15 protein-coding genes are annotated in these 26,131 nt (G+C 34.7%); all 15 read left to right on the top strand.

The window, feature by feature from the left end; genetic code table 11:
• The first annotated feature begins 18 nt into the window (after window positions 1-18).
• The 15 genes from C9J31_RS04110 to C9J31_RS04180 all read left to right on the top strand — a co-directional run bounded on the left by C9J31_RS04110 (window position 19) and on the right by C9J31_RS04180 (window position 26,130).
• Entirely contained in the window at window positions 19-969 is a 951-nt protein-coding gene (locus C9J31_RS04110) for an NAD-dependent epimerase/dehydratase family protein (protein WP_193766964.1), read from the top strand.
• A gap of 175 nt (window positions 970-1,144) precedes the next feature.
• Window positions 1,145-6,694, top strand: a complete 5,550-nt coding sequence (locus tag C9J31_RS04115; protein WP_244854875.1) for a type I polyketide synthase — start codon at window positions 1,145-1,147, stop codon at window positions 6,692-6,694.
• Entirely contained in the window at window positions 6,687-13,250 is a 6,564-nt protein-coding gene (locus tag C9J31_RS04120; RefSeq protein WP_193766963.1) for a non-ribosomal peptide synthetase, read from the top strand. The genes C9J31_RS04115 and C9J31_RS04120 overlap by 8 nt, the downstream gene beginning before the upstream one ends.
• Window positions 13,228-13,995 (top strand): thioesterase II family protein, encoded by a 768-nt coding sequence (locus C9J31_RS04125; protein WP_193767225.1) that lies wholly within the window; start codon window positions 13,228-13,230, stop codon window positions 13,993-13,995. Before C9J31_RS04120 ends, C9J31_RS04125 begins: the two co-directional genes overlap by 23 nt.
• 131 nt (window positions 13,996-14,126) lie before the next feature.
• On the top strand, window positions 14,127-14,396 hold the full coding sequence (locus tag C9J31_RS04130) for a 2TM domain-containing protein (RefSeq protein ID WP_107926271.1): 270 nt from the start codon (window positions 14,127-14,129) through the stop codon (window positions 14,394-14,396).
• A 327-nt stretch (window positions 14,397-14,723) separates the two neighbouring features.
• A complete protein-coding gene (locus C9J31_RS04135; RefSeq protein WP_107947283.1) occupies window positions 14,724-15,170 on the top strand; it encodes a LytTR family DNA-binding domain-containing protein in 447 nt (148 codons plus the stop codon).
• 14 nt (window positions 15,171-15,184) lie between these two features.
• Window positions 15,185-15,598, top strand: coding sequence for a DUF3021 domain-containing protein (locus tag C9J31_RS04140; protein ID WP_274520140.1), 414 nt, complete (start codon window positions 15,185-15,187; stop codon window positions 15,596-15,598).
• A gap of 4 nt (window positions 15,599-15,602) precedes the next feature.
• Window positions 15,603-16,523, top strand: coding sequence for an ABC transporter ATP-binding protein (locus C9J31_RS04145; RefSeq protein WP_107926265.1), 921 nt, complete (start codon window positions 15,603-15,605; stop codon window positions 16,521-16,523).
• Window positions 16,520-17,392, top strand: a complete 873-nt coding sequence (locus tag C9J31_RS04150) for an ABC transporter permease (protein WP_107947280.1) — start codon at window positions 16,520-16,522, stop codon at window positions 17,390-17,392. The genes C9J31_RS04145 and C9J31_RS04150 overlap by 4 nt, the downstream gene beginning before the upstream one ends.
• A gap of 940 nt (window positions 17,393-18,332) precedes the next feature.
• Window positions 18,333-19,826: a helix-turn-helix domain-containing protein gene (locus C9J31_RS04155; protein WP_107947278.1), complete on the top strand. Its 1,494-nt coding sequence runs from the start codon at window positions 18,333-18,335 to the stop codon at window positions 19,824-19,826.
• 168 nt (window positions 19,827-19,994) lie between these two features.
• Complete coding sequence (locus C9J31_RS04160; RefSeq protein WP_107947276.1) at window positions 19,995-21,011, top strand: HD domain-containing phosphohydrolase; 1,017 nt, start codon at window positions 19,995-19,997, stop codon at window positions 21,009-21,011.
• 616 nt (window positions 21,012-21,627) lie between these two features.
• Entirely contained in the window at window positions 21,628-22,200 is a 573-nt protein-coding gene (locus C9J31_RS04165) for a manganese efflux pump (protein WP_107947274.1), read from the top strand.
• A gap of 418 nt (window positions 22,201-22,618) precedes the next feature.
• On the top strand, window positions 22,619-23,212 hold the full coding sequence (gene isdC / locus C9J31_RS04170; RefSeq protein ID WP_238601988.1) for a heme uptake protein IsdC: 594 nt from the start codon (window positions 22,619-22,621) through the stop codon (window positions 23,210-23,212).
• Window positions 23,212-24,753 carry an NEAT domain-containing protein gene (locus tag C9J31_RS04175; RefSeq protein WP_107947270.1) on the top strand — a complete coding sequence of 514 codons (1,542 nt, stop codon included), beginning with the start codon at window positions 23,212-23,214 and terminating at the stop codon, window positions 24,751-24,753. The genes isdC and C9J31_RS04175 overlap by 1 nt, the downstream gene beginning before the upstream one ends.
• Window positions 24,754-24,840: 87 nt before the next feature.
• A complete protein-coding gene (locus C9J31_RS04180) occupies window positions 24,841-26,130 on the top strand; it encodes an NEAT domain-containing protein (protein WP_107947268.1) in 1,290 nt (429 codons plus the stop codon).
• The last annotated feature ends 1 nt before the right edge of the window (window position 26,131 follow it).

The raw sequence follows: 26,131 nt of genomic DNA on the forward strand, positions 1-26,131 counted from the left end.
TTTGCACAGGAGGTTAAAATGTATGTTAATAAAGAAAAACATGTTGTAGTTGGCACTGGACCACTTGGGCTTGCTGTAATGAGAGAGCTGCTAATTAGGGAGAAAGAAGTCATAATGGTTAATCAAAACAGTTCCATTGAACTTCCTAAGAACGTAAATTTAATCCATGCGAATGTTTCAAATTTTGAAGAATCAGCTAATGCATTAAAGGGAGCAACAGTTGTATATCATTGTGCCAAACCTGATTATACTAAATGGTCAGAACATTTCCCAAATTTAAACAAAGGGATTATTTATGGAGCAGGTCAAGCAGAAGCCAAATTAATTTATGCAGATAACCTTTTTATGTATGGTTCTTCGAAACAGCCCTACAATGAATCATCATTAAATCTTGCGAGTGATCGGAAGGGGTTAGTAAGAGCTCAAATGGCTGAAGAAGTATTAGAAGCTCATCATAGTGGTAAGATTAGGGCTGCTATTGGAAGGGGGCCGGATTTCTATGGTCCATATGCTTTGCATTCAATCCTAGGTGAGAGGGTATTTAAGTCTGCGTTACAAGGAAAAGCCGCTAAAGTAATTGGGTGTATAGATGTCCCTCATACACATATTTATATAAATGATTTTGCCAGAGGGCTTGTAACTTTAGCATTGAATGAAGAATCACTAGGGGAAATATGGCACATACCAAGTGACACCACTGTTACTACTAGAGAGCTAATTGAACAAGTTTATAAAGAAATACAGAAGACGTCTAAAGTACAATGTGCTCCGAAACAAATATTTCAATTAATGGCGTTATTTAATCCTTATATGCGAGAAATGAAAGAGATTTATTATGTTTATAATCAACCATATATCGTTGACCATAGTAAGTATGAGCGTACATTTGGTCTAGAGGTTACACCGCATGTAAAAGCTATAAAAGATACGTTAGATTGGTATCGAAATAGCTTCTTACTAAGAAAGTAATTTACTTGAGAATAATCAAATTCTGTGAAGGCTTGATATACCTTGATATACATTCTTCATATGTAGTTAAGGAAAGTACAAAGAAAAAAACTACCTACTTTATCAAAACCTTATTCAAAACATTAGGACTATTAAAAATAGTTAATTTTCGAGAAACTACTATAAGCGAGGGAATATGATGACATTAAAAAATAATATAGCTGAGCCAATTGCGATAATAGGTATTGGATGCCGTTTCCCAGGGGGGGTAAACTCTCCAGAATCTTACTGGGAACTATTAAGTAAAGAAGTAGACGCGATAACTGAAATCCCAAGTGATAGATGGAGTATTTCAAATTTCTATAGCTCTAATAAAGTAAACCAAGGTAAATCAAATTCTATGTGGGGAGGATTTTTAGACAATGTAGATCAATTTGATGCGTCTTTCTTTGGTATATCTCCTAGGGAAGCAGCTTTATTAGATCCACAACAACGTTTGTTGCTGGAAGTTTGTTGGGAAGCTATGGAAAATTCCGGTCAAATGCAGGAACGTTTAGCAGGTACCAATGTGGGTGTTTTCATGGGTGCTTTTACGTTAGATTATAAATTATTGCAATTTTCCGAATCGAATAGACACTTGGTTGATGCACACTCAGCTACAGGGGCCATGATGACGTTATTGGCAAACCGAATTTCTTACACGTATGATTTCCGAGGGCCTAGTATTACGGTTGATACAGCGTGTTCTTCGTCCCTTGTTGCTTTACATTTAGCTTGTCAAAGTATAAGAAATGGAGAAAGTACAATGGCATTCGCAGGCGGTGTCAATGTAATGATTAAGCCAGAATATTTTATTGCTGAATCCAAAGCAGGGATGTTATCAGCTGACGGGCGATCTAAAGCATTTGATTCTTCTGCAAATGGTTATGTACGTGGCGAAGGAGCAGGAGTTGTATTATTAAAACCACTTTCTCAAGCAATACAGGATAATGATCCTATCCATGCAATTATTAGAGGTAGTGGTATTAATCAAGATGGTAATTCCCAAGGTATTACGGTACCAAGAGAGGAAGCGCAAAAACAATTATTATGTGATGTTTATGAAAAAAGTGGTATTAAACCAAATCAAGTACAGTACGTAGAGGCCCATGGAACAGGAACACCTGTTGGAGATCCGATAGAAGCGAATGCATTAGGAAGTATCTTGGGAGCAGATAGAGTTCCTGGGGACAAATGTTATATTGGATCAGTTAAGACTAACATTGGACATACAGAAGCGGCCGCTGGTGTAGCAGGACTAATTAAAACAATTCTTTGTTTGAAGAACCGTCAAATACCAGCTCATCTCCATCTTAAGAATGCCAACCCTGATATTGATTTTGAAAAGCTGAATATTAAAATTCCAACAAAATTAACGGCTTGGCCAGACACTGAGGATGTAGCAACTGCAAGTGTTAATTCATTTGGATTCGGTGGAACAAATGCCCATGTTGTATTACAAGAATATGTAACGAAAGAGACTATTCAGGACATAGAAAAAACTGAAGATGTCCATACGATAGTTTTATCTGCACGTAATACGCAGGCATTGAAAGACTATGCTAAAGATTTCAAAAAGGCTATTTCTGCTAATAACTACTCATTAAGTGATATTGGGTATAACGCTATTAAAAGACGTAGTCATCATAATCATCGCTTAGCTATCACTGCAAAAACTGTGGATGATTTAATAGAGAAACTAGATATATTCCTGGGAAATGGTAAAGAAGCTGGTATTGTTTCAGGAGTTGCTGATACCAAAAAATCACCTTTAAGCTTTGTGTTTACTGGTATGGGTCCTCAATGGTGGGCGATGGGCAGAGAACTTCTTCAAAAAGATGATGTGTTCCGTCAAGCTGTAGAGCAATGTGATGATTTATTTAAACGTCTTTCAGGATGGTCAATAATTGAGGCTATGCTAGCTGATGAACTATCATCCAAAATGGAGGAAACTGAAGTTGCCCAGCCAGCTAATTTTATGCTACAAGTTGGTTTGGCTGAATTATGGAAATCTTGGGGGATAGCTCCTGATGCTATTGTAGGGCATAGTGCTGGGGAAGTTGCAGCAGCTTATTGTGCTGGTGTTTACAGTTTAGAAGATGCCGTGAAGATTATATACTACCGCAGTAATTTACAACAACGTACTACTGGATTAGGTCAGATGGTAGCGGTAGGATTATCTTTTGAGGAAGCAAGAATTGAAATACTTGATCTTGATCATGTATCTATAGCTGCTATAAATAGTCCGAATGCTGTGACTCTTGCTGGGGCTCCAGAATCTCTTGATATTGTTATAGAATCATTAGAAAAGAAAAAAATATTTTATAAATACCTCAATGTTAAAGTTCCATATCATAGTCATTATATGGATCCACTGAAAGATGATATTTTAAATGCGCTTAAAGATATTAAAGTTAATACCCCACACACGCCAATCTATTCTACAGTTACTGGCAAGATAATGAGTAATGAAGATTTTACAGCCTACTATTGGTGGAAAAACATAAGAGAATCAGTACTTTTTGCGGCAGCAGCGAATACAATGATTGAAGATGGTATCGATAATTTTATAGAAGTGGGTCCACATCCTGTGCTAGCAAATTCTATTTCAGAATGTTTATCACTTAACAATGTTCAAGGATTAATAATCCCTTCTTTACGTCGCAATGCCGTAGATAAGGAGATATTATTCGAATCTCTTGGCGCTTTGTATTCAAAAGGGTATTCAATCAATTGGGATAACATACATAATCAGGCGGTTCGTACGATTTGTTTCCCTACTTACCCTTGGCAGAGAGAGCGTTATTGGCAAGAGTCTTTTATATCCGAACAAGAGCGATTGGGCACACATGTACATTCATTACTAGGGAAAAAATTAAATACACCTGAGCCTACTTGGGAAAACGATTTAGATTTGAATCGCCTTCCTTATTTATGCGACCATCAAATTCAGGGAGCATATGTATATCCTGGGGCGGCGTATGTTGAAATGATGTTAGCTGCATCTAAAGAATTATTTGGAGATACTGGTTTCATCTGTGGTGAAAGCGTTAAGTTTAATAAGGCCTTGTTTTTAACATTAGGAGAGTCAGTAAAATTAAGATTAGTTTATTCAGTGGAAAACTCAACGGTTTCTATTTATAGCCAGCCTACGGGAGTAAGTCAGGATTGGACATTACATGCTACAGGGCAGATAAGACCGAACGTTAGTGTTAAATCCCAAAATAAAGAACTTTTCGTCTTAAAAGAAAATTGTACTTTGCAACTTTCCAAGGAACAATGTTATTTGCAATTCCGTAAATTCGGGCTTGAATATGGGGAAACTTTCCAAGGTATTGAAACACTATGGCAAGGTGAACAAGAAGCATTGGCGAAGGTAAGTTTACACGAAATAATTGGCGCACAATTAGATGAGTATGAAATACATCCTTCGATCTTGGACTTATGTTTCCAAGTACTTGCTGCAGCATTGCCTTTCCAAACGGAAGAAGAGAATACGACAGTATATATGCCTGTCGGTGTATCAAAGGGAGCGCTACACAAAAAAGTTCGATTAGATACAGATTTGTGGATTCATGCTTCTATTTTGAATAAGACAGAAACCTCATTAGAGGGGGATATCCACCTTTTTGATTCTGAAGGAAATATCGTTATGGAAATTTTAGGGTGTAATGCAGTTTCGTTAAAGGATAATACATCTTCTAGCAAATCTACAGGCACGCAAGATATATATGAGTTGCAATGGCATACTCAAATAAGAAAGGAAGCAACTGAATATTCTCCTGTAAACAATGTTTCTGACAAAGGATATTGGGTAATCTTTGAAGATAAACAGAAAATAGGACATTCGGTTGCTGAAAGGCTAATTAAGGCAGGAGAACACTGTTATTCTGTGCATCCAGGGGCCAAATATGAAAGAACAAACAATACATTTACTATAAACCCTTCTAATTCTGAAGATTTCGTTATATTAATGGATGATATACTTTCTGACCCAACTCAATGTCGAGGAATTATTTATGGTTGGGCACTCGATAATAAAGTAACTGATATTTTAAACACAAACGGCTTGAATCAGGTTGAAGAATTGGGTTGTGTTGGTTTGCTTCACCTTGTTCAATCTATTGTTCACAAGCAGCTTCCAGAGCATGTTCGATTGTGGGTTGCAACAATTGGCGCACAGCAAGTAGGGACGGAACTTAGTTTGAATAATGTAGCCCAATCAGCTGTATGGGGTTTAGCAAAAGCAATTGGACATCAGGAACACATGAATTTATGGGGAGGCATTATTGATTTAGATGATTCCTTGTTAGCTGAAAAAAATAGTAATCTTTTATTTGAAGAGATTTGGAATACAGATGGAGAAGATCATGTTGCCTTTAGACAAGGAGAACGTTATGTAGTTCGTTTAGAAGAGGATATTCAACTTAATAATTCACTGCCAATTGTATTTAGACCAGATGCAAGTTACTTAATAACTGGTGGCTTCGGTGGTTTAGGGTTATTAACGGCTCGCTGGATGATAAAAAAAGGTGCGAGACATTTAATTTTAATGGGCCGTGGGCAATTCCACGATCGTACAGATTGGGATAAGGTAGATATAAATAGTGTAGAAGGAAAGCGCATTATCGCTATAAAAGAGCTAGAGGCGATGGGGGCTACTATCCACATAGCTACTGCAGATGTATGTAATAAGAACGAAATAGAGAAATCTCTGCTTCAATATTCTGGCGCTGGATGGCCAGAAATCCGTGGCGTGATCCATACAGCTGGGGTAGCTCGACCACAATTATTATATCAAATGAATCAGCAAGAATTTACCGATGTTCTTCGTCCAAAAATGATTGGAGGATGGAACTTACATGAACATTTTGAAAACCAATCGCTAGATTTCTTTGTTCTATTTTCATCAATTGCATCTGTTGTAGTGATGAGTGGTCAAGCGAATTATTCAGCGGGCAATGCATTTTTAGATGGATTGGCACATTATCGAAGATCGCGAGGAATGCATGGATTGAGTATTAACTGGGGGCCATGGCTTGAATCGGGGATGGCTACACAGCTTGATTTGTTAAATTATTTTGATAATCGCGGTTTATATTCGATGACAAATGATCAAGGACTTGAGGCACTCAATCAATTATTATGTCAGCAAAGAGCACAATTCAGTGTAGTAGGAGCAGATTGGCCAAAAGTAGCCGATAAAAATTATCCTCTTGGAAATGTACCTCCTATCATTGCCGAACTTGTTAATAAACATAGAGACTTACAAAGTCAAACGGATAACTCCGATGATAATTCTCTAGACTTTTTGAATAGTTTATTACAATTAAAGGATCGTAAGGAACAACTAACACAACTTGAATCGCACATTATGGAGATGTCTTGTGCCGTGTTGCGTTTAAATCGTATACAGATAGAAGCCAACGTACCACTGAACGCTTTTGGTTTAGATTCCATGATGGCAATGGAGTTGAAAAATACAATTGAAGCTAGTCTTCAGGTTACGATTGCTGTAGTAGATTTATTACGTGGGGTAACTTCACAAGAGCTTTCAATAAATATTATGGAAATGCTAGAAAAAAAGCATAATTTAATCCAAGACGATGAAGTCGGACAAATCATTTCAGAATTAGGAGAACTTTCAGAAGACAAAATAAACGACATTATTAGTTTAGTTGCAGCTGGGAGGGATCAAATTGAATAAGTATTTGGAACAGATTGGCACTCTTACAGATGAACAAAAAGCTTTGCTGGTAAATCAACTTAAGTCAAAGTTATTAGACCGAAAAGACACTATTACCGAAAATTATGCATTATCTTTTCCTCAGAAAAGATTATGGTTTTTAAGTCAATTAGATCCTGAAAGTTCAGCTTACAATATTCCTTCGGCCTTTCTATTATTGGGAGAGCTAAACATTGATGTTTTACAGGCTTGTTTCAAAGAGGTGGCTAACAGACACGAAATCCTTCGTACCAGTATTGTTGAAGATATAGACGGTGAACCTATAAGAAAAGTAATGTATGAATCTTCAGTAATGATGGAATTTATAGATTTAAGGGAATTTCCGAAAGACATACGTCGTCAAGAGCGAAGTAGAATCGTCAATGAGGAAATTCAAAAACCATTTAATTTAAAAAATGACTCTTCTTTATGGAGAGTCATTCTACTTCAATTGAATGATGATGAAAACTACCTAGTAGTAACAATGCATCATATTATCTTTGACGGATGGTCTGTTACGGTATTATTACAAGAACTTAGTGAGTTATATGAAGCTTTTATCAACAACAGACCTTCTACATTACAGGATCTGACAACGCAATATTCTGACTATGTGTCATGGCAACAGAAGCATTTGACTGATGAACTTTTTCAAAATCAGCTAACATATTGGAAAAAAGCACTCCTAGGCTCTCCGCCTGTGCTAGAACTGCCGACGACATACTTACGTCCAGCAATACAAACTTTTAAGGGATCTTCGTATGTTTTTGAGTTATCAAAAGCAACAAGTGATAATTTGAAAAGATTATGTCATTCTGAAGAGTCGACAGCTTTTATGGCAATGCTTACCGTGTTTTATACCTTGTTATATCGTTACACTGGACAGGATGACATTATTGTTGGTGTTCCTATCTCGGGAAGAAACCGAAATGAATTCCAAAAGTTAATAGGTGTATTTGTTAATACTTTACCTCTTCGTGTAAGGTTGTCTAGGAATGTAAGCTTTAAGAATTTACTAAAGCAGGTGAAGGAAGCTTCTTTAGAAGCTTTTTCTCATCAAGATGTCCCTTTTGAGACTATTGTTCAAAATGTAGCGCCTGAAAGAAGCTCAAGTCTTAATCCACTTTTCCAGGTTTTATTCACGTATCAAAATGCAGTTCCAAACTTCCGACTCAATAATGTATTGATGAATTATCAACCTATAGATGGTGGTACAGCAAAGTTTGATTTGTCTCTTGATATTTTAGATGGCGGAGATGTTTATCCACAAAAGTGCATTTTGGAGTACAATACCGATTTATTTGATAGTACCTTCATTATTAGAATGGCACAGCACTTCCAGATTCTACTAGAGCAAATACTGTCTGAACCTGATAAGCCTATTGGTGAAATAAACTATTTAACTAATGAGGAATTGACTCAATTAAAGTTATGGAATGGAAATATTATGGATTTCCCTAAAGCTGACAATGTATGTACATGGTTTGAAAAACAAGTTGAGACAAATCCAGAAGCAATAGCCATCGTTTTCAGAGGTGAATCTTTGACCTATAGGGAGCTAAATGAAAAAGCTAATCAACTAGCATCTTTGATTTTAAAACAAAAGGAAGTGGAAGATTCAATTATTGGGATATGTTTGCCTAAATCAATGGACTTAGTAATATCCGTTTTAGGGGTATTAAAAACAGGTCTAGCGTATCTACCAATGGATTCTTCCTATCCAAGTGACCGACTACATTATATGCTCAAAGATTCTAAGGTAGTTACTATTGTAACTAATGAAGCACTTAATAGTTCACTCTTAGCTGAAACGAGTTTAAATATTATAATTGTTGATGATGTGCTGCTACAAGAGCAGTTAAATCAAGAAAGTACTAAAAATATGCCAATTAAAATTATGCCAGACAGTTTGGCTTATGTCATCTACACATCCGGTTCTACAGGTCTTCCGAAAGGGACGATGGTTAGCCACAATAATTTGATGCACGCTTTTAATGGATGGGAACATGAATATCAATTAATTAATAATACGTCCGCCCATTTACAAATGGCTAGCTTTTCATTTGACGTATGTGTTGGTGATATTGTTCGTGCGCTTTGCTCGGGCTCAAAATTAGTGTTATGTCCAGAAGACGTTTTACTAGACCCGGAACAACTATACCAACTTTTACGTAATGAAAAAATTGATTGTGCAGAATTTGTCCCTGCAATTATTCGTAGTTTGTTACAATACCTGGAAGATAGTCATCAAAAAATAGATTTTATGAAGTTAGTTATCGTCGGCTCAGATAGTTGGAAAATAGAGGAATATCAAAAGCTTTGTAATTATTGTGGAGAACAGACAAGGGTAATTAACTCTTACGGCCTAACAGAAGCAACTATTGATAGCTCTTACTTCGAGGGTGTTAATAATCAATTAGCATCAAACGATACATTGCCTATCGGTAAACCATTTCCTAATACCCAGCTACTGATATTAGATGAATATCGTCAGGTAGTTCCGGTTGGTATACCGGGTGAATTATACGTTTCAGGTGATGGAGTTGCTCAAGGCTATCTTTATAGAAAAGAGCTAACTTCTGAAAGATTTATATTATTACCCGATGAATCTGGAACAATGAAAAGAGCCTATAAGACAGGTGACTTAGCTAAATATTTACCAGATGGGAATATTGAATTAATTGGGCGTTCAGACTTTCAAATAAAGATACGTGGTTACCGAATCGAATTAAATGAAATTGAAAACACTATACTTCAATATCCAGGGATTACTCAAAGTGTTGTAGTTGTCAGAACGGCTAAGTCCGAATTACAGAGTCTAGTAGCTTATATAATTTGTCATAAAAATAGTACGGTGTCTATTCAAGAATTGAAAAATTATCTAAATACGAAACTACCCGATTATATGGTACCGTCCTATATTGTTTTGCTAGACGTATTTCCATTAACCAATAATGGCAAGGTTGATCGAAAGCAACTACCAGAACCCGATATCACCGAATGGAATATGCTAAATGAATACACACCAGCCCGAACACTTACAGAAGAGATATTGGTTGATATATGGAAAGAAGTATTTGGTGTTTCTAGAATTAGTGTGAATGATGATTTTTTCCAAATAGGGGGTTACTCTTTACTTGCCATGAAAATTACGGCTCAAGTAAGGAAGATTTTTAAGATTGAATTCTCGTTGCCAACTTTGTTCAATTTTACAACTATTTCAAGATTGGCAATTGAAATTGATAATCTAAAAGGAAAAAATCAAGATCATTTTGATGATAAGCAGTTACTTCCAGTTATTACACCTAATTTACAAGACAGATATAAGCCTTTCCCACTTACTGATATTCAACAAGCATACTGGATTGGACGTAATGATGTATACGAATTAGGTGATGTGGCTACCCATAGTTATGATGAATATGAGGCACAATATTTAGATATTTATAAGTTTGAGAAGGCATGGAACTATTTAATAATAAGGCATGATATGTTAAGAACAGTCATAACACAAGATGGGAAACAACAAGTCTATCGAGAAGTACCATATTATCCCATGACAATAACGGATTTGCGAGGGAAAAATCCTACTGAAATAGAAAGTGCAGTGAAAGCTACAAGGGAAGAATTATCCCATCAAATATTAGATATTTATAAGTGGCCAGTGTTTGATATAAGAATTACTCTTCTTGACGATCAAAAATCACTTATCCATTTTAGTTCGGATGCATTAATGTGGGATGTTTGGAGCTTTGTTATTTTAATGAAGGAGCTAATAACCATTTATCAAGGAAAAGAAAATGAGCTAGCACCATTGGAAATTTCTTTTAGAGACTACGTTATGGCAATTGAAAATTTCAAAACCACAGATAAGTATAATAATTCTCTTGATTATTGGAAAAAACGGGTTGATTCTTTACCAATGGCACCGGAGCTTCCGCTAGCCAAAAGTCCGAAGGTATTAAGTAATCCTCAATTTGTACGTCTTCATGATAGTTTGGATTTTCAGTCATGGAATAAATTGAAATCAAAAGCAATGAAAGCGGGGATTACTACCACAGGTATTTTGTTAGCTGCTTTTACTGAGGTCCTTAATTATTGGAGTAGTAGTTCTGACTTTTCACTTAATCTAACATTCTTAAATCGAAATGCTGCTCATCCTCAAGTAAATGATATTGTTGGAGAGTTTACATCAGTTAATTTACTGGCAGTATCGCATTCGAATGAATGCTCATTTATTGAGCGCGCAAGGAAAATTCAAGCTGATTTATGGAGTGACCTTGAAAATCATTATATTAGTGGTGTTCAAGTGCTTCGAGAAATGACAACAAAAAAAGGAGGCGCCTTTGAAGCGAAGATGCCTGTTGTCTTTACCAGTGCGTTGGTTGTGCCAATACCGGAGGAAAAAGATGTCCCGTTCCCTATTAAACCAGTTAATGTAAATGGTGTGACACAAACTTCACAAGTATGGCTAGACTGCGGAGTTTGGGATGATCGTAACGGACTTTATTGTAATTGGGATGTAGTTGAAGAAATTTATCCCCCGGGTTTTATTCGCGGTATGTTTTCAACATTTTGGTCGCTTGTCACGCGGCTTGCGGATGAGGAAGAGATTTGGAATCAGCAAGTTATTCCATTGATTCCTCTAGAACAAATTGAACGAAGAACTGAAAATATTGTAAATGAAAACATTGAATCGACTGATCTGTTGCATTCACTTTTTAATCAGAAAGCAAAGAGTCAACCTGATTTTCTTGCGATTATCAGCAGACATAAAATAATGACATATGAGGATGTTTATAAATGTTCCAATAAAATAGGTAGATTTTTAAGGGATAAAGGAACCCAGCCTAATCAATTAGTAGCTATTTTAATGGAAAAAGGGTGGGAACAAGTTGTCGGTGTACTTGGTATTTTACAATCTGGTGCAGCATACTTACCGATTGATCCAGCACTACCAAATGAACGTATCCTATTTCTACTTCGTTATACGGATGTAAAAATTGTTCTTACCCAACCAGGAATGGATTCTCAGATAGAATTACCAAAAGAGATATCTATTTACGAAGTAAATGAGCAATTTTTAGAGGATTGGTCGGACGAACCACTTCCATTCGTTCAAAATCCCGATGATTTAGCCTATGTCATATTTACTTCTGGTTCTACAGGTATTCCAAAGGGAGTGATGATTAATCATTCTAGTGTAGTAAATACCATTATTGATATAAACAGCAAGTTTAATGTAACAGAGAAAGATCGTGTGCTTGCACTATCAGCCTTACATTTTGACCTATCCGTCTATGATATATTCGGAAGTCTCGCGGCAGGTGCTAGTATTGTTTTGCCTGATGCTGATGAAGGACTAAATCCAGAGCATTTGGAAAGGATTTTGAGCACCGAGAAAGTTACAGTGTGGAATTCAGTTCCTGCTTTAATGGAGATGCTGATGAATCATTTATCACTGACAAATGGATATGTTAATAACCTTAGACTAGTTATGCTAAGTGGGGATTGGATAGCAGTTTCGTTGCCAGAACGTATTCGTTGTTATTCATCTACAGAATTAGTTATAAGTTTAGGCGGTGCAACTGAGGCTTCTATTTGGTCTGTGTTCTACCCTATCGAAAATTTACAACCTAATCGTAAAAGTATACCCTATGGAAAAGCGCTTTCCCAACAAACAATATATGTCTTAAATGAGTCACTAGAGCCTTGCCCTGATTGGGTTACAGGACAAATTTATATTGGTGGTGTAGGATTGGCTACTGGGTATTGGAAAGACCAAGTCCGAACAAATGACAGTTTTATATATCATCCGAACACAAAAGAACGTTTATACCGAACAGGAGATTTGGGAAGGTATTTACCAGATGGCAACATTGAATTTATAGGTCGAGAAGACTTTCAAATAAAAATTAATGGATATCGTATTGAAATTGGTGAAATTGAATATATGTTACGACAACATCCTTCGATAAAAGATGCCGTTGTTACAGTTGTAGATGATGGTGCAACTAAAAGGCTTATGGCTTTTTATATACAAGTTCATGGAGAAACTATCGAGGGTAGAACTTTACGAACATTCCTTATTCAAAAATTACCGGAATATATGATTCCAAAAGTTTTTATCAAAGTTGATAATTTCCCTTTAACTTCTAATATGAAAGTAGATCGTCAACTTCTAATAAAAAATGTAGATATAGAGAGTTTTGTAGTCAATCATTACCAAAAACCTCGGACTGTAGTAGAAGAAAAAATAGCTAGAATATGGTCGGATTTACTTGGGGTGGATAAGAATAAGATAGGGATACATGATGGCTTTTATGAGCTTGGAGGAGATTCTTTACAATCTATAAAAATGATTGCGGAAATACGAAATACTTATCAAATTAATTTCCCTTTAAGGGCTTTATTACAAACCAGTACAATTGAAGATATGGCTACTTATATTGAAGAACAAATGGAAATAGAAAACAATTTGGTTAAAGCAAGGTCATCTGAAGGGAATGTTAAAAATGAATCCGTTAACTCTCACTAAGTACAATTCATGGATAGTTACTTTTAAAGCTGTAAAGGCTCCACGTCTACGCCTTTTCTGCTTCCCTTTTGCTGGGGGCAATGCCCTTACATATAAAGATTGGAGTGACTATTTACCCGAAGATGTTGAAGTATGCTGTATGCAATTACCTGGTAGAGGGAATCGATTGATGGAGGAGCCAATCTCTAATCTTCCTACTCTGTTAGAAGCAATCGAAGAAGCATTTTTGCCATTTATAGATGATGTTCCTTTTGTATTTTTCGGACATAGTATGGGCGCATTAATAGCCTTCGAATTCACTCGTTATTTAGAAAAGCGTCATCAAATTCGTCCAGATTGTTTATTGGTCTCAGCTCACAGGGCACCACATTTACCACGAAAATCTTCAACTTTATATCATGCTCTACCAAATAATGAACTTTTAGAAAGGTTAAAAAGTCTAAATGGAACACCAGATTGGTTCTTTAATGAGCAAGAACTTGTTGAACTCTCATTACCGATGATAAAAGCGGATTTAGAATTATGTGAATGCTATGTTTATGAACAAGGACCATCTCTGGAAATTCCTATCATTGCGTTTGGCGGCACACGAGATAAAGAGGTAAGTAAAGAAAGTATTTTGCAGTGGGAACAAATTACAAATTCATCCTTTCAAATGTTTTCGTTACCAGGGAATCATTTCTTTTTAAATAGCTCGCAGGATCGTCTTCTTTCTGAGATATATAAATATTTACGTACAATTTAAAGTGTATATAAGGATAATCCCTGTTAGAGGATTTTCAAGGGCTTCAAAATGGTGATATATCAACATTTATAAAGAAGAAACAGGGGTTCTACAATGGGCTCTAAACTACTTTTTTAAAGCGAGGGATATTTTTGAGTGATAATGAAAAGTATGAAAATTCGATAAAGAGAGTTCGAGCATTGAAGAATTTTTATATTCACTTATTTGTATATATAATTGTTAATATAGGTTTGATAATTATTAACTTATTCTCTTCACAAGATGGCATATGGTTTATTTATACTTTACTTGGGTGGGGAATTGGTATTGTGGTACATGGTATTACAGTATTTAGTAGAGGCAGAATTTTTGGGGATGAATGGGAGAAGAAACAGTTAGAAAAATATATGAATAAAAAATAAATTCACCTTTAAAATCCAAAATTTCGATTACCTAAGACGTTTCAAAAACTCAATGTTTTTGAAACGTCTTTTTCTTCTATTGATGTGCTTGAAAATGAATTTATTGAATAGTTATCTCGGTTTTTTAGGATGAAATCCCGCTTTCAATTACTTTTTCAGTTACTAAATTGAAGTGTTAAGTGCTTGATGTAACAAAAGTCAAAAATTAAAATATGCAACTTATTAAAGGAAATCAACACCTTATCTTAGATTTAAGACATGTCATTTCGATTTTATATTTTACGGAAAATACGATGATATAGTAAGTATAGTGGCATGGAGGTCTAGATGAGAATACAGATAAATATTGAAAAGCAATATGATGAAATAGAAGTACACATTTATGCAAATGAATATAACGTTCAAATTGAGCAGTTGATGAAACAATTAAAAAAGAATGAAGTTAATGTCATTGATGGCTATAGAGATAATGAAATTCACATGTTGAAAACAAATGAGATTTACTGTATCTATGCAGAAGGCATAAAAGTCTTTTTTCAAACCGAAGAAGAAGAATTCGAATCAAAACGGAGAGTTTATGAGTTGGAACAATTACTTGGCGACAAATTTGTACGTGTCAATAAATCAACTCTTGTCAATCTTTCTAAAATTACCTCTATACAATTAGGGCCACTTGGATCAACAAAGCTATTTTTAGAAAATGAGATTTCCATTGTTGTGAGTCGAAATTATTTAAAGAAACTAAAACATGCAGTCGGTATTGGGGGGAATTAACAATAAAAATAAAAATTTTACAAAGTGGGATAATTGGACTTCTTATTGGATTAAGCACATCTTATGTAATCATAACGCTGGGTAGTGTCGCAAACCCAGGTAGTTTATTTAGTGGTCAAAATCTATTAAGAGAGCTACTGACTGCAGCAATTATGGGTATTTTAATTGGTATTGCAACACTCATATTTGAAACGGGAATTGTGTCCTTCAATGTCCAATTAACACTACATTTCTGTTTTGTTACTATTTGTGTGTTCGTCGCAGGACTCGTTGGCTCCTGGTTTGAATTATCAGATTGGCATACCATCTGGCCTGTTTTTTTAATTGAAGTCATCGCCTATATCATTATATGGATTCTAATATGGCTACTAACAAAGCGTGAAGTAGATGAAATTAATAACTTATTACAAAATAGAAAGAGAGGTTAATTAAATGGAATTAGTAATTGACGTGAAAAATTTAAGTAAGAAATATGGTTCACATGAAGCAGTGAAAGGAATATCCTTTGAAGTAAAGAAGGGTGCATTATTTGCATTTTTAGGGACAAATGGTGCTGGAAAATCTACATCTATTGAGATGTTGTGTACATTGTTAGAAAAAACTTCTGGGGATGTAAAAATTAATGGGGTGTCTCTAGGAAGTCGAACAAATAATTATTTAATTCGCAAAGCCATTGGGGTAGTTTTTCAGCAAAGCATTCTGGACACACGTCTAACAGTTGAAGAAAACATCTTACATCGAGGTAACATATATAAATTGACAAAAAAAGAGTTACAAGAAAACTGGGAATTTGTGAATCGCTATTTACATTTAAAAGATATTGCAAAGAAAAAATATGGGACATTGTCAGGCGGTCAAAAGCGACGAGCTGATATTGCAAGAGCAATTATCCATAAACCAACTATTTTATTTTTAGATGAACCCACAACAGGTCTTGATCCACAAACACGTGTCTTTGTTTGGGATGCCATTAAAAAGCTACAAGAAGAAACGAATATGACGATTTTTTTGACGACTCATTATATGGAAGAAGCTGCTGTAGCAGATGAAATAGTGGTGATGAAGGAAGGGAAAATTGTATCTAAAGGTACACCACATACATTAAAAGAGCAATATACGTACGATGAGCTATTTGTCTTTTTTAATAACGGTGTAGATGGTACATCATTACTAACTCAACACGATCTTAATTTTGCAGAGAAGAATGGTGAGTACCGTGTGCGTGTTCAATCTACAATTCATGCACTTGATATTTTGAAAGAACTTCAGAATTTTATCAGCTCATTCGAAGTAAAGAAAGGTTCGATGGACGATGTATTTATTCGTATCAACGAGGAGGTGCCCCTGACATGAACACAATGTTGAATTTAGTTAATAGGCATAATAAAGTATTTCGACGTGATCGTATGCTTGTCTTTTTTTCTATCTTATCAGTGATTATTGTTATTATGCTATATGCGATTTTTATTCAAAAAACACAAGTAGATGCTATTGAACAATTAGTACCGGCATCGGATCAATTGAAAACGATGGTTAATGAATGGATGGTTGCAGGCCTCCTCTCCATTATTGCTGTAACTACGACATTAGCAGCTCTAGGCATTTATATAAAGGACTTAGAGACAAAAGTAATGGCTGATTTTTTAACAACTCCTAATGCACGTGCAAAAATTCAATTAAGCTATGTCATCAATTCCTTGCTTATTGGTTTTGTTTTATCGCTTATTGGGTTAATTGCATGTCAATTATTTATTGTATTTATGGGCGGATCCTGGTTTTCGTTAGAAAAAATTGTTCAACTCATTGGGATTATTGCACTTGCAGTTACACTTAGCAGTGTTTTTAACCTATTTCTTACACTGCTAGTCTCAACACAAAATGCTTTTTCAACCTTAAATACAGTTGTAGGTACCGCTATTGGCTTTTTATGCGGAGTGTATGTGCCACTTGGTGCAGTACCTGAATTTGTACAAAAAATAATCATGTTATTCCCGATTAGTCATACGACGGTTTTGTTTAGAGAAGCTTTAATGCGTGATTCTCTTGATAAAGTTTTTGAAGGGGCACCTGAAGCTGCAAATACTTATGAAATTCAATTTGGTGTTCATTATGAATGGAACGATGTAATTTTTTCTCAGCTGGATAGTGTAATTTATATTGTGGCTGCTATAATTGTTTTCACGCTTATCTCATTATGGCTATATGGCAAAAAAAATAAATAATGATTTACTCAATTTTCGCACACTAAAAGAGGCATCCCTTGAAATAAATAGTTAGGATATTCTGCTATTATAAGACGCTTCCGACTAGTTATGTAGAAAGACATCATATGGGTGTGTCTATACTATTGTTGTTAAATACACATCAAGACTTCATTTGCACTAGTAGAGAGAACTTACACACGAATTAAAATTAGCATGTAAACTTTGGGCTTTGTTTGTAACGAACATTTTTATAATAGGAAAGGCCAAAAAGGTGCCGTCTGTATTTTGCAGGCGGTATCTTTTTTTACTGTCTTCGATATCAATGTTGTAAAACATAAAATTCTTCACTTGCTTTATCAATTCTATCTTTTCTAAATGCTACATTCTCCAAACGAGGCCTCGATAGCTCAACCTTCACGCGCTACTAATTGCCAAAGGGCATTTCATTGAAATTACGGTGTAAATTACCTATATCTAAATTCTATTACAATTGACTTAAAAATTTTGGTCATTAATTATGATTGTATCGATTGATTATTTTTGTTATTTTTCAGATAATTTAATTATATAGGAAAAAGGTAACGAAAAATTGAATATTTGCAGGTAATAAAAGATATCAAGAGAAATTGATTTTCAAGTTGTGTTGCGAAAATAACAAAGAGTGATTTTGTTTATTTTGAAATAGTCGTTACAATTTGAATATTCTTTAAAACAATGACTATATACCTGTTTTCTTAATGTATATGTTTTTAAAAGAAGGTTCTAAAGTTTTTATATAAAACGAATTAACCTTATAGTTCCATGTTCCTGATTACCTCATTTGTTTCACACACTTTAATGGGATGAGGACTGTGAAAATGCAGACATACTATTCTAAAACTCGTTTATTTGGAAACTATGTGTAAATCGTGAGCATAACGCTGACAGGAATGTAAGTTGAAAACTTTGGGGTGAAACTATGTATAATTTTTTAGATCGTTCTACTTTACAAAAAGTACAAGTATTACATCATATTTTTAATGAAAAACGCTATTTTTCAAGTTTCGAATTAGCTCAAAATACACAGTTATCGGAAAGAACTATTTTGAAGATACTAGCAGAAATTTCTTCAGACTTACAAGTAATAATAGATTCTGCGTGCATCAAGAAAAAAAAGTCAAAGTATTTTAAGTTAGAATACCAAGATCATTTTTCAATAAAAACTGTAGAGAGACATTATTTACAAAATTCCTTAACATATAAAGCCTGTGATGAGATTTTTCATAATACATTTGATGATATTACTACGTTTTCATTGGATAATTTCACAAGTTTGGCATCTATGTACCGTCGTATAAATAAAATCAAGCCATTGCTAAATCAATTTCATTTAAAATATAAATCTCATCAAATGGTAACACTCGAAGGAACAGAAAAACAATTTCGCTATTTTTACTATCTGTTTTATTGGAATTCATGTTGGGGAGAAATATGGCCATTTACGTTAGTTACAAGAGAACAAATTATGGAAGTATTGGAGGATGTAAATTTAGTTCTTCCAGAATCCATGATTTATTGGCTTGCTATTTGCTTAACACGAGCGAAATTAGGCTTCTTAATTGAAGACGATCCGATGTATTCAACTTTTACTAAACATCATTATCATTATGATGATTTTTCAACAGTAGCTAGGCTTCTATTCAAGAAAATAACTACATTGTCTGATGAAGATATCGAATTAGAATTGATGTTTTCTTTTAATTTTATAAGTTGTTTACAGCATTATGATAAAAAAGATAAAGCGATTAGTTTAATGATGAACTTTGCTCAGCACCATAATCAAGAATTATTTGTGCAAGCAACTTTGTATTGGATTGAAACATTTATGAATCATTTCTCCATTGTATTGAATGTAGAAGAATATGGAGTACTATTTGTGAATTTACTTTATCTTCATTATTATATAATGACTTTTTCTGGCCCCCTTTATTTATTTAAGGAAGATATTTATAAGAAGAGGTTTGAAATGCTTGAAACTGCTCAAATAGAAATTATGAATCAATTTTATGATCGTCTTGTGGAAAATGAAGAGTTTTCCATTATTTTTAAACGCAAGGATACTTTAATAGGACGGTATCACAAACTATTAAAACAATCGATTGATATTATTACTCGAGATGCCATTAAAATTAAGATTGTGTCGATGTTAAATGATATTCCCTATCTATTCGATCAAATTAAGCGTACTTTTGTACATGTTGAATTGTGCTCAACTGATGAAGAGGCGGATTTAATTATTACTGATCGTTTATATTTGAATATAAAAAAGGAAACACAGACAATATTTGTATGGAATTCGGTGCCTAAGAAAGGTGATTATGAACGGTTAGGAAAAAGGTTACAGGAAATTTATTTCAATAAGAACCAGCTATCAAATAATCTTTTAATAAAAACTTTAATGAGTGAAATTTAAAGATATGAATTATGGAATATAAAGAACTGTAAGCGCTTTCATAATATGGTTTATTGATCAATCTGAGAATCTAGTTATGAAAAAAGCAATTGATTATTTAAATATTAAACATAAATACCATTACACAATGATTTGCTTACTTATGAAATGAAGGGCGAGGGGCTTTATATGTATAGACAGATTTCAAATGAATTAATCTATTACTTGAAACTGGGCGATGCAGTCGTAATTATGGATGAAAAACAAGTAATTTTAGATGTTAATATTCCATACGAAAATATGACAGGTAATAAGAGACAAACAATTATCGGATCAACAGCAGAATTTTTAAACTCAAATTTACAGCCTATGATGTATAAATCATTCAAGGATATCTTAAAAGATGGGAAGCCATGGTCTGGCATAATGGTCAATATTAAAAAATCTTCAGAAGTTTCCTATTCCTTTATAACGATTACACCTATTAAAATCTATGAACAGATTTACTATGTAGGAATCACACGAAGTGTCGATCAACTTGCCATTGAAGGCAACAATCAAAGAAAAGAGGAACAAAAAGAATTATATAAAGTGTTAGCTTTATCAAGTGAAATTCGTGATACAGGTATAGCAGAACATCTTTTAAGAGTACAAAGATTAACAGAAAATTTTTTGTTAGCCCTTAATGAACAGGAGAAATATAGCTTCCCAGTTGCATATAGAGATAAAATTATCCAATATAGTATCTTGCATGACATAGGAAAATCAGGTGTACCAGAGTCAATACTTTATAAACCTGGGCCACTTACATTCTATGAACGAAAAATAATCGAAATGCATCCGTTAATCGGAGTGGATGTACTATATAAAATTTCTGATGGAATGACCTATAAACTTTTTGATGATATAGCAATAGCAAGTAATATTATTAAATATCATCACGAAAAGTGGGATGGAACAGGATACCCTGAAGGATTAAAAGGAGAAGCTATTCCTTTTGAAGCGAGAGTCATAGCAATAGTAGATGTCTATGATGCTTTAGTTAGTAAACGGTCGTATAAGGAATCGTGGTCAGCAAACGAGGCTTTATCCTATTTACAAGAACAAAGAGGATTGCACTTTGATCCTCTCCTAGTAGATGCATTCATAGAAACAGTGATCGATTTTACCATGGGTGAGGATAAATTGTTTGAAATACATTGTTAACAAAATACTATTGCGTTTGGTGCTTAGCAGAGAGAAAAATTCTCCTATTATAAAGTACTGCTTCAATGGATAACATCGATACAACATCTAGGGAATTTTAGCGGGATGACTTGGATTGAAGACAGCTATATCAGGAGATAAAAATTATCTACTATGTAAAGAACTCATTTTAAAAAAATGAGTTCTTTAGAGTTTAGACAAACTGTCAAATAAATTTGGTTTTGTCTAAGTCGTTTTTAGAATTTAAATAGTAAGAAACCAATCACTTCCGTTTCACGTACACCTTTTCCGCAAAGCACGGCTCCAACTAATTTTTGCGGCGGGTCCCGCAAAAATATATTTTCCACACGTGCTGTTCCTGCATATCGCGCCTTACATTCCACTTAATTTATCTCGCCTACAAATCGCCTATTCTGCTCCTAACATCTTAATAGAATGAAAGCATAATCACGGCTCTTCAAGCATGTTGGGGAGATTGCTGCTTTTAAAGCTAAAGTGAAGGATCATAAGTGAATTTTCGCCAAAACTCGTTAGACAAAGGATAGTACTTGAACAAAATATTTTTTAACTCATATTATATGTGAAAGATGGCAAATCACATTTGAGGAGGTTAAAAATGCATTGGATCACCATCATTCTTATTGGTATCGCTGCAAATCTAGATAATTTAGGCATTGGTCTTGCTTACGGTGTTAAAAATATGAGAATTCCTGTCCTTTCAAACGCAGTTATTGCCATTATGTCAATGATAGTTACATATGTTGCAGTGACTGCAGGGAGTACAGTGATTGCGTATATCTCAGCACATACAGCAAATCTTTTGGGAAGTCTTTTGTTATGTGTTATTGGGGTATGGACGATAATGTCTAATCGTTTCTCTAGAAAGGGAATAATGAGCAATGCTGAATTATTTGATGAGGATAAAAATTATGTTATTTCATTTAGGGAAGCCATTACACTAGGTTTCGTCTTATCAGCAAATTGTTTAGCAGGCGGTATTGCAATTGGAGCGAATGGTATTTCGGCTATATGGACTGTACTCTCTATTGGTACTTTTTCATTTTTATCGGTGGCGATTGGTAGCCATTTTGGCGCCTTACTAACAAAAACTTTTATCGGAAAATATTCTACAGCCATTTCCGGATGGCTATTAATTATAATTGGTGTATTTGAGATATTTGCTATATAGACTTGTACTCATTTAGTTAAGTGACATGAAGTTATTTCGTTGTATTAGTTAAATGTATTACCGTAAATGTACATGATGCAATAAACTCCATGTAAAATTCAGGATAGAATTGATTTATGTACATAGCCCTTAGATTAATGGTATTTACATAAAAAGGAGAGCATACAGAGACTATTTTGTTATGCTCCTTTTTTTTGTTGGAGGAAATTTTGACATATTAAGGACGATTTTGGTTTAGTGGTTGACATACACTGGGATTAGCGATTATTCTTGGAAATAACAATTGTAATTGAGAATAGTTTTCGTTTGCGTGAAAATGCTTTCATGGAAAACATTGTGAATATTATTTATTTCAATTATAATGATTGATGGAAAATAAATAAAAATTTTCCATTATTATTGAGGAGGCATGCAACACATGAAGAAAATAATGATGTTGGTCGTGCTAGTTAGTATGTTTGTATTGAATATAGCTTTACCTCAAGCATCTGCTCAACTAGCTGATGGCACACATTCTGTAAAATATCAGGTGAATAAACCAGATAGTAGTTCGGCGTCAATTGCGAATGATTATTTCGTAAAACCTGCAAAGGTGACTGTGAAAAACGGCACAGCTACTGTACAAATTACATTGAAAAATAGTGCTTGGATTACAAAATTTCAACCACCTGGTGGTGCTTCAGTTGTTAGCGAAGATAAATCAGCTGACACTCGTGTTGTACAATTCACAGTAAAAGATTTAACAAAACCAGTTGTTACATCTATGAAAATTGATATCGATGATATTAATTATCACCATGAATATAGCGTCTCTTTAGTATTCGAAGTCGCGTCAACAGGCAGTACAACTGCAACGACAGCACAAAATACTAAAACGCCAACTACTTCCGAAAGTCAAGTGTCTAATCCTCAAACAAGCGATTCAACGCCGTATTTAGTAATCGTTGCTTTAGTAGGATCAGCATTTTTACTTTATAGAAATAAACTACAAACAAAATCGGAGGATTTATAATGGCTAAAAAACGTCAATCACGCGCAACAAAAATCGTACTAGCTTCACTACTAGCTGCATCACTTTCAGTACCATCTTTTGCATCTGCACAAGTAGCTGATGTAACAACTACAAATACTGAAGTAAAAGCAGAAACTACTAAATCAGAGAAAGCTGATACTACAGTAAATTTCCAAATCTTTAAACCTGGTACAACAGAAGCACAGCCTGCTATTAGCTCTCATCTTGTAACGCAAGGTACAATGGTTGAGAAAAATGGGAAATTCGAGGCGAAATTAACAGTAACAGCGAAATCTGCACCGATGATTGCAGGCTTACAAACAAAACAAGGCGATAAGTATGCAGATGCTACAGAAGTGAAAAATGCAGATGGCACAATTACATACAGTTTTCCAGTTGTAGCTGGTGAAGTACTATCAGCAAAAATTCATGTAGTTGCAGATACACCTAATGGTAAAATGGATACATGGTATGACTTTGATTTGAAAGCAGTTGAAAATAAAGAAACAACAACTGCTGAAGTGGTAGAAGAAAAGAAAGAAGAAACAACTGAAGTGGTTACAGATAAAGAAGCAACTGAAACTACTGAAAAAACAGAAGTGACAGATGAAGACGTAGACGTATATGAAGGAACAGTAACTGTTTATAAAGATGGTACGAAAGAAGAGTCAATGATGAAAAACTACATTGATTCAACAATAGCTGTTGCTAAAGCAGACGGCACATATGTTGTAGGTATGTTTTTCCCTAAAGGACAATATGTTCAATCATTTAAAGTTGATGGTCAGGACGCTGAATTAGACGAGGAAGAAACAGGTACAGATGAGCGCCTTTACTTGTTTGAAGTAAAAGATATTAAAGCACTTACAACAGCAGAAATTCATATTATTGTAAATGAAGCTGGTGTGAAATATGATTCAGTTCACAAAGTTCAATTTAAATTTGACGTAAATTTTGACCAACCTGTAACAGAAGAAACGACTGTCGATAATCCATTCAAAGATATCGACAACAATGAAAACAAAGATGCAATCTTAAACTTACTTGCTTATGACATTATCGTAGCGCAAGATAAATTTAATCCGAACAATAGTTTAACTCGTGCGCAATTTGCATTAATGATTGCACGTACATTAGAACTAGAAGCTACTGAAGTTGCTGGCTTCCAAGATATTAAAGGTATTGAAGCAGAAAATGCAATTAATGCCCTTGCTGAATATGGCATTGTTGAAACACGTGATAAATTCAATCCAAATGGCACATTAACACGTCAACAAGGCGCTTTAATGATCTACCGCGCAATTCAAGCTATTGAAGGCGAGTTAAAAGTTGAAGGTACATTGCCATATGCAGACGTATCAACAATTGCTAATGATGAAGCGAAAGAAGCGTTCACGTTATTATACAAAGAAGGCATTATGACTGGTTCTGTAGGTAAAGATGGTAAAACTTACATCCATGCAAACAAACCATTAACACGTGGTCAAATGGCGAAAATACTAAATAATTCATTAGATTTCTTCTATGAATTTGAAGAGTAAAAATAAGCATTAAAACAGAAACTTCCTTTCTCACTTCATTGAGGAAGGAAGTTACTGTTGCTTCTAAAGAAAAATGGGGGAATTTCCATGTTGAAAATAAATAGAACAAACTTTTTGTTATTAGTGTTCGGTGCTATTTTTATAGCTTTTCTCCCACAATTTATTTGGATGCATGTACAAGCTGAAGAAAGTTCTATAGAAAATGGAACATATCAAGTTGAACTAAGTTTTCCATCCATTGGTGGAGTGGAACAAAGTCGTTTTTTTGGTAAAGAAGCAACACTTTTTGTGGACAATGGGCACTATACATTGTCTTTGGCGATAGAAAATGAAAATAGCCTGACAAATTTACAAATAGCACAAAACGAAAAAACGCTTCCGTTCAATTTAAAGAGTACTGAAAATTTAGTTCAGTTTGATGTAATAGATTTAATACAACCCATTATTGTTAGGGGTTTAATGGCAGTTCCATTGGAAGAGGATAATCGTACTTTTACACAAGAGCTCCTAATACAAGAAGCAACTCTTAAAGCAATAGAGACGCAACGTGAAGAGTCTATCGTCGAGAACCCAATTGAGGAGAACACTACTACAAATGTTATAGTTGGCAAAGAATGGACAATGAACTATGTACTGTTAGTTGATGGAAAAAGAGAACCCTCGATGATGAATACATATGTAAATCCAGTGGCAAAGATGATCGAAAAGGAAGAAAAAGTCTTTGCGCAGATGTCGATTTTAAAATCGGCTTGGGTAACAGGTCTAACGGTGGAGCAGCAGGGGGAGCAAGTGGAACCTAAGCTTATTTCCTTGATAGATAATTTACGAATTATTGAATTTGAAATGGAAGATTTAAAACAGCCTCTACGAATGTGGGTAAAGGTTGATATACCAGAACTTGATTATCACCATCAGTATTTTGTTAATCTAGAACTCGATCAACAACAGGTTGCAAAGTTTTTACATAAACCTTCGGAAGAGCAATCTCCTGAGCAGGTAATCACTGTGAAGCCTCCCGTCATTGCGAAAGGGCATAAACCAGGGGAATTGACAGCTGAGCCTGTGATGGTATCACCCCAACTAGCACCTTCATTAGGCCAACCTACACCTTTTATACCAAATGAAGGACTGTTAGCTTTTGACCGTACACTTGATGCAAATACTGAAAAAGATACTGAAGAAGAAGCAAAAAAAGCTGAGGTTAAAGAGGAAACCGCTACTGAAAAGGTAGAAATGAATACTACTACAACCCAGCAGCTTGCTCAACTAGATAAGGTGAAAATTGCATTGCTCATCATTATTTGTCTGTTATCTGGATGGTTACTTGTTCGGCGCATCAAAAATTCAAAAAAGAAGCAACTGAATAGAAATAACTAGG

Origin of the sequence: Lysinibacillus parviboronicapiens (genome assembly GCF_003049605.2) — a bacterium.
In the GTDB taxonomy this organism is placed as follows: domain Bacteria; phylum Bacillota; class Bacilli; order Bacillales_A; family Planococcaceae; genus Lysinibacillus; species Lysinibacillus parviboronicapiens.